This is a genomic window from Nocardioides sp. NPDC006273, from assembly GCF_040613495.1.
Taxonomy (GTDB): Bacteria; Actinomycetota; Actinomycetes; order Propionibacteriales; family Nocardioidaceae; genus Nocardioides.
The window spans coordinates 1-8444 of sequence record NZ_JBEXSD010000106.1 but is presented as its reverse complement, the minus strand read 5'-3'; the positions used below and the strand labels follow the sequence as shown (position 1 = coordinate 8444).

The window sequence follows — 8444 nt, the reverse complement described above, 5'->3', positions numbered from 1 at the left end:
CGTCCCCGTCGCCCAGCTTCCTCGCACCGGAAACGGCAAGATCGACCAGGCGGCAGCTCAGCTCCTCGCCCAGATGTCCCGCAGCTTCGGGACGTCTGCGCCGACTCGGCGCGTGGATCAGGCCAGCGACTGAGGCGATCGCCAGCCCAGCCGGTGGGCGAGGCCGACGGCGGCGATCTGAGAGGTGACCTGGAGCTTGGCGAGGATGGACTTCACCTGCGTACGCACCGTCGCCTCGGACACCACACCGATGACGGCGATCTCGTGGACGGTGCGGCCGAGCATCAGATGACCGAGCACCTGCGACTCCCGCTTGGTGAGCAGCTCGATGCGACGGCTGAGCTCAGAGATCTCGTGCTGCCGCTCGAACCAGATCCGGATCAGGCGCTCGCGATCGGTGACCGCGAGCACGCAGGCGCCCTGGTAGAGCCGTCTGACCGTGCCCAGGATCTCGCCGAGCGGGCGGGATTTGGACAGCACCGTACGGGCACCGTTGCGGAGCGCCTGTCCCCAGCGCGCCTCCTCGATCGCTCCCGTCACCACGACCACGTCGATGCCGGCCTTGGCGAGCGGTTCGATCAGCCGCACGCCGTCGCCGTAGCGCCCCAGGTCGAGATCGAGGAGCACGACCTTCGGCTTGTTGCGGAGCACGACGGAGACCATGGTCGTGGTGGAGACCGGCTCGCTCGGCATCGGGACTCGGCGAACGTCGTATCCCTCCATCGAGACAGCGAGCTCGAGCGACTCGGCGAAGAGGACGTGGTCCTCGACGATGACGACCCTGTACTGGCTACGCGGCAACTGCGTCATCAGACGCGCCTTCCTTCTTCTTCTCTTGGATCACGGCGCTGGGGAGGGTGACCACGAAGGCCGTACGTTCCGTGGCGGCGAGGCGCAGCGAGCCGCCCATCCGTTCGGCGACGGTGCGGGCCTCGTTGAGCCCGATGCCCTGGCCGGCCGAGTCCGGCCCGCGGACGCCCCAGTCGAAGATCCGGTCACGCACCGCTGGAGCGACACCGGCACCGTCGTCGGAGACCTCGATCACGACCATCTGGCCGAGGTCGCCGGGCTCGTGCCGGACCGCGACGCCGACAGCGCCGGCGCCGTGCTTGGCAGCGTTGTCGAGAAGGATGTTGATGATCTGCGTGGCTGCGTCCGAGCTTCCGGCGGCGAGGGCGTTGCTGGGCGTGCGGGCGATCGTTGCGCCGCCGGCCTCGTGGGCGAGCGCGAGATTGTGGATCACCGCGTCGACATCGATCACGCCGACGTCGACCGGCAGCGTGTCGGCGCCGCCACGCTGTGCGCGCACGAGGCGCTCGAGCCGCCTGAGCTCGCTGCCCATCATGGTCAGCATCGCGACGCGACGCTCCGGATCGAGGGTCTCACAGCTGCGCAGCAGCTCGCTGGCCGAACGCACCCCGGCCAGGGTCGAGGTCACCTCGTGCATCCGGGCCCGGTGGAGACGCTGCGTCTCCCTCGAGCTGAGCAGGTCGTGGTAGATCTCGTCGGCTGCCTTCGCCTCCGCAGCGCACACGCGCCGGTAGATGCGTACGCCGCCGCACAGGAGTCCCGCGGAGGCCAACAGCGAGGTGGCGATGATGACGACCGGGATGATCCAGAGAAGGGATCCGTGGGGTTGAAAGGTGACCCACGGGCCTTGGAGGACGGCGAGCAGAAGACTCTGGACGCCGACTAAGACAGCGGTAGTGGTTGCGAACGCGGTGGCTAACCAACCCGAGTTGACCCGCGAGAAAATGGACGTAGACATACTGCTCCCCAGGACGGGTCGGCCAGTGAGGTGTGAGTCCCGAAAAGGGCCGTGTCCAGGCCCTGCTCCCCCAGCCCGAGCTTGTCGGGCCTTCCCAGTTTGAATGATGTGACCGGATCCTTCGCTGAAGGAAACGTAATCAACACGTTATCGCCGCGCGACCGCCTTGCGGGCCAATACCGAGAATTGAGGAGTCAAAGAAATTCGAGGTCGTCCTCAACCTACATTGCGGGACACGTTGTCCCAGGTCATCCCCAAACTTGGGGCACTGTAGAACATGTTCCCGATTGCCGCCTGGCACCAGCCAGAATGGCACTACCCCCGGGGACATCTGGCGGGATCCCAGACGACCGAACGGCGCAGCAGACATGGCAGGCTCGACCGTACGACTCAAGGTCGCTGTCTCAGCCGACGAGACGATGACTCTCGACGCGGTGAGGGTAGCGCTCGACGAGCGCGGCATCATCGTGACAGCGACCGCTGCGACGGACGCAGACCCGGATGTTCTCCTCGCCGGCGAACCGGCCACCTGGCTGATGGTCACCGACCTCGACCGCTGGAGCCACCTGGACCAGGTGTGCGCGCTGGTGCGCGGCGTACGCCTGCCGGGGGTCGTGCTCACCACCGCGCCACGCGGTGGGCTGTGGGGTGCGCTGCTCGAGGCCGGTGCGGTCACCGTGCTGGCCGCCGAAGCCGACTCCGACGCCATCGAAGGCGCGCTTCACGACGCGGCGGAGGGCCGTCCGGGGCAGTCCCCGGCGCAGATCGAGGGGCTGCTGGCGCAATGGCGCCTGATGCGCCAGGAGCGGGACCGGATGAGCCGTCACCTCGCCTCCCTGACCGTGCGCGAGCACGAGGTGCTCGACCTGCTCTACGACGGGGCCACCGTCGCCGAGATCGCGGCACGCTTCGGCGTGGCCCAGGCGACGGTCCGCAGCCAGGTGAAGGCGATCCTGCGGAAGTTCGAGGTCGGCTCTCAACTGGCCGCGGTGGCTGCGTACGACCGGTATCTGCGACCGACGCAAGCCTAGGTCGCCGCGCCTAGGAGTTGAACCGTTGCTGGGCCTTCTCCAGACCCTCGGAGATCAGCGTCTCGATGGCGTCGGCGGCGGTGTCGACCACGAACGGCAGCACCTTGCGCTCGGTGCTGGAGAAGTTGGAGAGCACGAAGTCGTGCACCTCCTGGCGTCCGGGCGGGCGGCCGATGCCGACGCGCACCCGGTGGAAGTCGCCGGTGCCCAAGGAGGACCGCATCGACTTGAGGCCGTTGTGGCCGTTGTCGCCGCCGCCCAGCTTGACCCGCATCGTGTCGAAGGCGATGTCGAGCTCGTCATGGATGGCGATCACGTGGTCGGGCGGGACCTTGTAGAAGGTCGCGAGCGCCTTGACCGGCCCGCCGGACTCGTTCATGTAGGTCCGGGAACGGGCGAGCACGACGCGTGGGCCGGGCAGCCCCGGGCTGTGTCCATTTCTGGCACCCGGGAGCCGCCCTTCCACGACGTCAGCACGACCGGACTTGTGGGCACGCCACTTGCTGCCCAGCCGGTTGGCCAGCTCGTCGGTGACGAGGTAGCCGATGTTGTGACGGTGCCCGGCGTACGTCGGCCCAGGGTTGCCCAAGCCGACGACCAGCCAGACGCCGTCGGTCACCGAGTCCGAGGTCACTCGGAGTCGGCGGCCTCGGCCTCAGCGGCCTCGCCCTCAGCGGCCTCGCCGTCGGCGGGCTCCTCGTTGACCTTGGCCTCGGTGATGTTGACGACCAGGGCCTCCGGGTCGGTGACGAGGGTGGTGCCCTTCGGCAGCTCGACGGCGCCGGCGAGGATCTGCGTGCCGGCCTCGAGGCCCTCGACGCTGATCTCGATGCTCTCCGGAACGTGGGTGGCCTCGGTCTCGACGGTCAGGGTGTTGGCGTCGGTGACGACCATGGTCCCGGAGATCGCGTCGCCCACGACGTGGACGGTGATGTCGACGGTGACCTTCTCGCCGGCGCGGACGGCGACGAAGTCGACGTGCTCGATGACACGGCGGACGTCGTCGACCTGGACCTGCTTGGTCATGGCGAGCTGGGTCTTGCCCTCGATGTCGAGCTCCAGCAGCGCGTTCGCACCGTGGTTCTTGAGCGCCATCATGGTGGCGTGGCCCGGCAGGCTCAGGTGGATCGGGTCGGCGCCGTGGCCGTAGACGACCGCCGGAATCTTGTTCTCACGGCGGATGCGGCGAGCGGCACCCTTGCCGAACTCGGTGCGCTTCTCGGCGACGATCTTCTCGCTGGACATGCGGTGAACTCCTCGATGAGTGGTGCTGGCGTCATGGCGCCCGGCAGGTCCAACGAAGGCCGTGCGACGAAGGCACGGCGTCTCATGAGGAGACGTCCGCCTTGTCGATCACGGAGCGCGAGGCGCTCCCTCGCCGAGGCAACTGCCACAGCCTATCCCCGGATCACGCTCACAGCGAAATGCGCGCGCGTGCTGACCTGCGAGGACGTACGTTGGCGGTCGTGTCCCTCACTCTCGACGAGGCCCGCGCCCGGGCCGGCATGCTCAGCTCGGTCTCCTACTCCCTCGATCTCGACCTCACCGGCGCAGAGACATTCCGAAGTCTCACCAGGGTCCGGTTCAGCTCCGCGGCAGCCGAGACGTTCCTGGAGCTGAAGGGCGCACTCACGGTGTCGTTGCTCGTCAACGGGGCGGCGGTCGAGGCTGCGTACGACGGTGGGCGGCTGCCTCTGACCGGGCTGTCGACCGAGGCGGTCAACGAGGTCGAGGTGACCGCGACGCTGCCCTACACGACCGACGGCGACGGGATGCACACGTTCACCGACCCTGCCGACGGGTCCCGCTACGTGTCCGCCTACCTGGGCATGGACAACGCTGCCAAGGTCTTCGCCTGCTTCGACCAGAACGATCTGAAGGCGACGTTCGACGTCTCGGTGAGCGCCGATCCGGCCGACACCGTCCTCGCCAACGGAGCCGTCGTCTCGCACGACGCCGGCCACTGGGTCTTCGCGACCACTCCCCCGATCCCGCCGGCGCTGCTGGTGGTCGCGGTCGGGCCGTGGCACTCGGTGCGGTGGACCGCTGAGCTCGACTCCGGGACGAACCTCGACTTCGGCTGGCACGCCCGGCGGTCGCTGTCGGCCGAGCTGGACCGCGACGCGGCCGAGCTGCGGCGTACGTCTGAGGCGTGCTTCGCCCACTACGCCGACCTCATCGACGAGCCCTTCCCCTTCGACTCCTACGACCAGGTCTTCGTGCCCGGGCTCAACTGGGGCGCCCAGGAGATGCCGGGCTGCGTGACCTACCGCGACGAGCTGCTGCCGCGCGGCGCGATCACCGACACCCAGCGCGCGATCCGCGCGGTGATCATCGCCCACGAGATGTCGCACATGTGGTTCGGCGACTCGATGACCATGACCTGGTGGGAGGACACCTGGCTGCAGGAGTCGTTCGCCGACTACATGGGCTACCGGGTCGCGGAGGCGGGGGCCGGCTTCTCCGACCTGCTGGTCGAGGTGGAGATCGGCAGCAAGCCGTGGGGCTACCGCTCCGACGCGCGGCGCTCGACCCATCCGGTCGCTCCGCTCGCCGCCGATGTCCCTGACGTGGACACCGCCGCCACCATCTTCGACGGCATCTCCTACGCCAAGGGTGGCGCCTGCCTGGTGCAGCTCGCCTTCTGGCTCGGCGACGAGGAGTTCATGGCGGGGGTCAACCGTCACCTGACCCGCTTCCGCTTCGCGAACGCGACCTTGGCCGACTTCGTCGAGTCGCTCGAGGCGAGCTCGACGAAGGACGTACGCGGCTGGGTCGAGGCCTGGCTCCGGCGACCCGGCTTCGACACCGTGGTAGCGCGACGCGAGGGTGACGTGCCTGTGCTGGTGCGCGACGGGAGCCGGCCGCACGCCTTCACCGTCGCCGCCTACGACACCGCGCTCCGGCTCGTCGGGCGCAGGCGGGTGGAGCTGGGGGCCGAGCCGCTGTCGCTGCCGGAGTTCGCCGGTCTCGCGGTCGTGCCCAACGCCGGTGGCGAGACCTTCGCCGCGCTGCGGTTCGACCCCGCGTCGTGGGAGACGCTCTCCGGCGGGCTGTCCCGGATCGAGGACCCGCTCGTACGTGCCGTGCTCTGGTCCTCCACCGCCCTCCGGGTGCGCTCGCGAGATCTCTCTGCCGGTGACTACCTCGACCTGGTCGAGGCACACCTGTCCGCAGAGACCCGCGCGGAGATCATCGAGGGTGTGCTATCGGCGGCTCGGTCCGTGGTGATCCCGCACCGGGTGCCGGCCTCGCAGGCCGCCGGGGCGGTGGCCCGGGTCGCCACCGCGGCCGCCGCGGGTCTGGCGGCCTCCGGGGAAGACGAGCAGCGCGCCCTGGCCTGGGCCGCGACTCTGGCCTCGACCAGCGCCGACGCCGGGCTTCTGCGCGGCTGGCTGGACACCGATCGGGTCGCGGCCGGCGTCCCGCTGCTGCCGACGACACGCTGGGAGCTGGTCGTACGCCTCGCCTCCCTCGGTGAGGCCGACGCGCGTCTCATCGCCGCCGAGCGAGACCGCGACGGCACCGTCGAGGGAGACCTCGGAGCGGCCCGTGCCCTCGCCGCACGCCCATCGACGATCGCGAAGGATGCGGCCTGGGAGGCGATGATCGCTCCCGGCGTCGACAACCGTCGTTTCGGTGCGCTGGCATCGGGCCTGTGGATCGCCGAGCAGGCCCACCTGCTTCGTCCCTACGTCGCCGCCTATCTCGCCGCGGCCCCGGCCCTCGCCACGCGCGGTCAGGCCTTCGCCATCGAGGTCGGGCGCGCCTTTCCGCGCATCGCTCTCGATGCCGGTCAACTCGATGCACTGCGCGCCTCCCTGGCCGGCGACGTACCGACGATCCTGCGGCGGTCCTGGGAGGACCACCTCGACGACCGCGAGTAGCGCCCACTAGCCTCTTGTCGCCCTTGATCCCCCACCCTCTGAGGACGGCCATGAAGAAGTCGCGCATCTGGCTCGGCGTCGGGATCGCGTTCGTCGTGCTCGTCGTCGCCGTGGCCGGGTCCGGTTGGTATCTTGCCCACCGCCTCGATCGTCAGGTGCAGACCGTCGACGTCTTCGCCGGTCTCGAGGAGCGTCCGGAGCCGGCGAGCGACGCGGCCGCGGGGGCGTTGAACATCCTGTTGCTGGGCACCGACGGGCGCACCGGCGGCAAGGCGACCACCGGCAGCGGGGCGACAGCGTCGTGGACACCCGGTGAGCAGCGGGCGGACACGATGATGCTGCTCCATCTCAGCGCGGACCGTCGCTCGGCCTCCGTCGTCTCGATCCCCCGGGACTCCTGGGTGCGGATCCCCGGCCACGGCAAGGCCAAGGTCAACGCCGCCTTCTCCCAGGGCGGGCCACGACTCAGCGTGCAGACTGTCGAGGAGCTCACCGGCGTACGCATCGACCATGTCGCCTGGGTCGACTGGGCCGGCTTCGAGGAGATCGGCGACCTGCTGGGCGGCGTCGAGGTCTACGTCCCCGAGACCGTCCACGACTCGGCGCGCGACCACACCTGGACCAAGGGCACCCACCTGCTCAGCGGCGAAGAGGCTCTGCTCTACGTCCGCCAGCGCTACGGCCTCCCCGGAGGAGACCTGGACCGGGTCAAGCGCCAGCAGTACGTGCTCCGCTCCATCCTCCGCGGCCTGCGGCAGAGCGTCGACCCGAAGAACCCCAAGAAGGCCTACGACCTCCTCGACATCATCACCCGCCACCTCACCGTCGACTCCGGCTTCTCGGGCGGTGATCTCCGCGGCCTGGCCCTCGACCTGGCCCGGATGCCCTCTTCGGACCTGACGTTCTTCACCGCCCCCGTCGCGGGGCTGGGCCGAGAGGGCGCACAGAGCGTCGTCCACCTCGACAAGCGCAAGGGGCGGCAGCTCTGGGAAGCGGTGCGTGCGGACGAGATGGAGAGCTGGCTCGTCGAGAACAGCGAGGTTGTCACCGGCGGGACGGTCAGCTGAGGGATCTTCGCGGCTGGTGGCCGGTGTGCTGCTGAGCGAGAGACGACCCGGAGTTACCGATGCCTACGCCAGTGGACGACACCTTGTGAATCGATCACAAGGCCGTCTGGTCCGGCGACGACCCGCGGGGCGGGGGCTGCCCCACTCCTCCGCACTGTTCTGCACGCGCAGGGAAAGCCCGCCAGATGGAAACGTCAGGCCGGACGGGCGGCGCGAGCCCGCCCATGCTCGTGTGGGTGGCATCGACGAGGTCTGAACCGTCGACACGATGCCACCCAGGCCCACATCGAGGACCCAAGCAGAGCCTGACCTGGCCGAGGGCAGGCGAAGGTGCCCGTCGGGCCGGGGAGCTTGGCGGGGTCGGTCTCGCACTGCCGGTTTAAGGGCGGCGGGTGAACCGGACCATGCCGTCGGGTAGCCGCTTATGGACGTAGGCGGGGTTGTGCGCCAGGCGGTGATGGTGCGGACAGAGCAGGACCCCGTCCTTCAGGTCCGTTCTTCCGCCGGCGGCCCATGGATCTAGATGATGGGCGTCGCACCATTCCGGTGGCATGTCACAGCCCTCGGCTTGGCAGCACTTCTGCTGCAACCGGAGTGCTTTGCGCTGGATCGGCACGAAGACCCTGCTGGCCCGACCAGCATCGAGAACTTCACTGTCTCCGCCGAGGACCCAGGGGATGATCGTGGCGTT

The 8444-nt window shown here is 69.2% G+C and carries 8 protein-coding genes; 3 read left to right on the top strand and 5 right to left on the bottom strand.

Annotation, left to right across the window (positions count from 1 at the left end; translation table 11 throughout):
• Nucleotides 1-117: 117 nt before the first annotated feature.
• Nucleotides 118-810 (bottom strand): response regulator transcription factor, encoded by a 693-nt coding sequence (locus ABZZ22_RS26345; RefSeq protein WP_354938301.1) that lies wholly within the window; start codon nt 808-810, stop codon nt 118-120.
• Nucleotides 791-1768: a HAMP domain-containing sensor histidine kinase gene (locus ABZZ22_RS26340; protein ID WP_354938298.1), complete on the bottom strand. Its 978-nt coding sequence runs from the start codon at nt 1766-1768 to the stop codon at nt 791-793. Before ABZZ22_RS26340 ends, ABZZ22_RS26345 begins: the two co-directional genes overlap by 20 nt.
• Before the next feature lie 368 nt (nt 1769-2136).
• Here ABZZ22_RS26340 and ABZZ22_RS26335 point away from each other — a divergent pair, with 368 nt between their 5' ends.
• Entirely contained in the window at nt 2137-2799 is a 663-nt protein-coding gene (locus ABZZ22_RS26335; RefSeq protein WP_354938295.1) for a LuxR C-terminal-related transcriptional regulator, read from the top strand.
• Nucleotides 2800-2809: 10 nt separating this feature from the next.
• On the opposite strand, the gene pth is transcribed toward ABZZ22_RS26335, so the two are convergent.
• Entirely contained in the window at nt 2810-3433 is a 624-nt protein-coding gene (gene pth, locus ABZZ22_RS26330; protein ID WP_354938292.1) for an aminoacyl-tRNA hydrolase, read from the bottom strand.
• On the bottom strand, nt 3430-4044 hold the full coding sequence (locus ABZZ22_RS26325; protein WP_354938289.1) for a 50S ribosomal protein L25/general stress protein Ctc: 615 nt from the start codon (nt 4042-4044) through the stop codon (nt 3430-3432). Before ABZZ22_RS26325 ends, pth begins: the two co-directional genes overlap by 4 nt.
• A gap of 221 nt (nt 4045-4265) precedes the next feature.
• On the opposite strand from ABZZ22_RS26325, the gene pepN reads away from it, so the two are divergent.
• Both pepN and ABZZ22_RS26315 read left to right on the top strand, forming a co-directional pair.
• On the top strand, nt 4266-6686 hold the full coding sequence (gene pepN, locus ABZZ22_RS26320; RefSeq protein ID WP_354938286.1) for an aminopeptidase N: 2421 nt from the start codon (nt 4266-4268) through the stop codon (nt 6684-6686).
• A gap of 50 nt (nt 6687-6736) precedes the next feature.
• Nucleotides 6737-7753: an LCP family protein gene (locus ABZZ22_RS26315; RefSeq protein ID WP_354938283.1), complete on the top strand. Its 1017-nt coding sequence runs from the start codon at nt 6737-6739 to the stop codon at nt 7751-7753.
• A gap of 379 nt (nt 7754-8132) precedes the next feature.
• Here ABZZ22_RS26315 and ABZZ22_RS26310 read toward each other — a convergent pair.
• The coding region (locus ABZZ22_RS26310; RefSeq protein ID WP_354938280.1) for an HNH endonuclease signature motif containing protein at nt 8133-8444 on the bottom strand (312 nt) is incomplete at its 5' end.

Bases quoted from the DNA above. Each gene is read 5' to 3' on its own strand.
- ABZZ22_RS26325 (WP_354938289.1), bottom strand. From the start codon at position 4,044: ATGTCCAGCGAGAAGATCGTCGCCGAGAAGCGCACCGAGTTCGGCAAG.
- ABZZ22_RS26340 (WP_354938298.1), bottom strand. From the start codon at position 1,768: ATGTCTACGTCCATTTTCTCGCGGGTCAACTCGGGTTGGTTAGCCACC.
- ABZZ22_RS26335 (WP_354938295.1), top strand. From the start codon at position 2,137: ATGGCAGGCTCGACCGTACGACTCAAGGTCGCTGTCTCAGCCGACGAG.
- ABZZ22_RS26315 (WP_354938283.1), top strand. From the start codon at position 6,737: ATGAAGAAGTCGCGCATCTGGCTCGGCGTCGGGATCGCGTTCGTCGTG.
- ABZZ22_RS26345 (WP_354938301.1), bottom strand. From the start codon at position 810: ATGACGCAGTTGCCGCGTAGCCAGTACAGGGTCGTCATCGTCGAGGAC.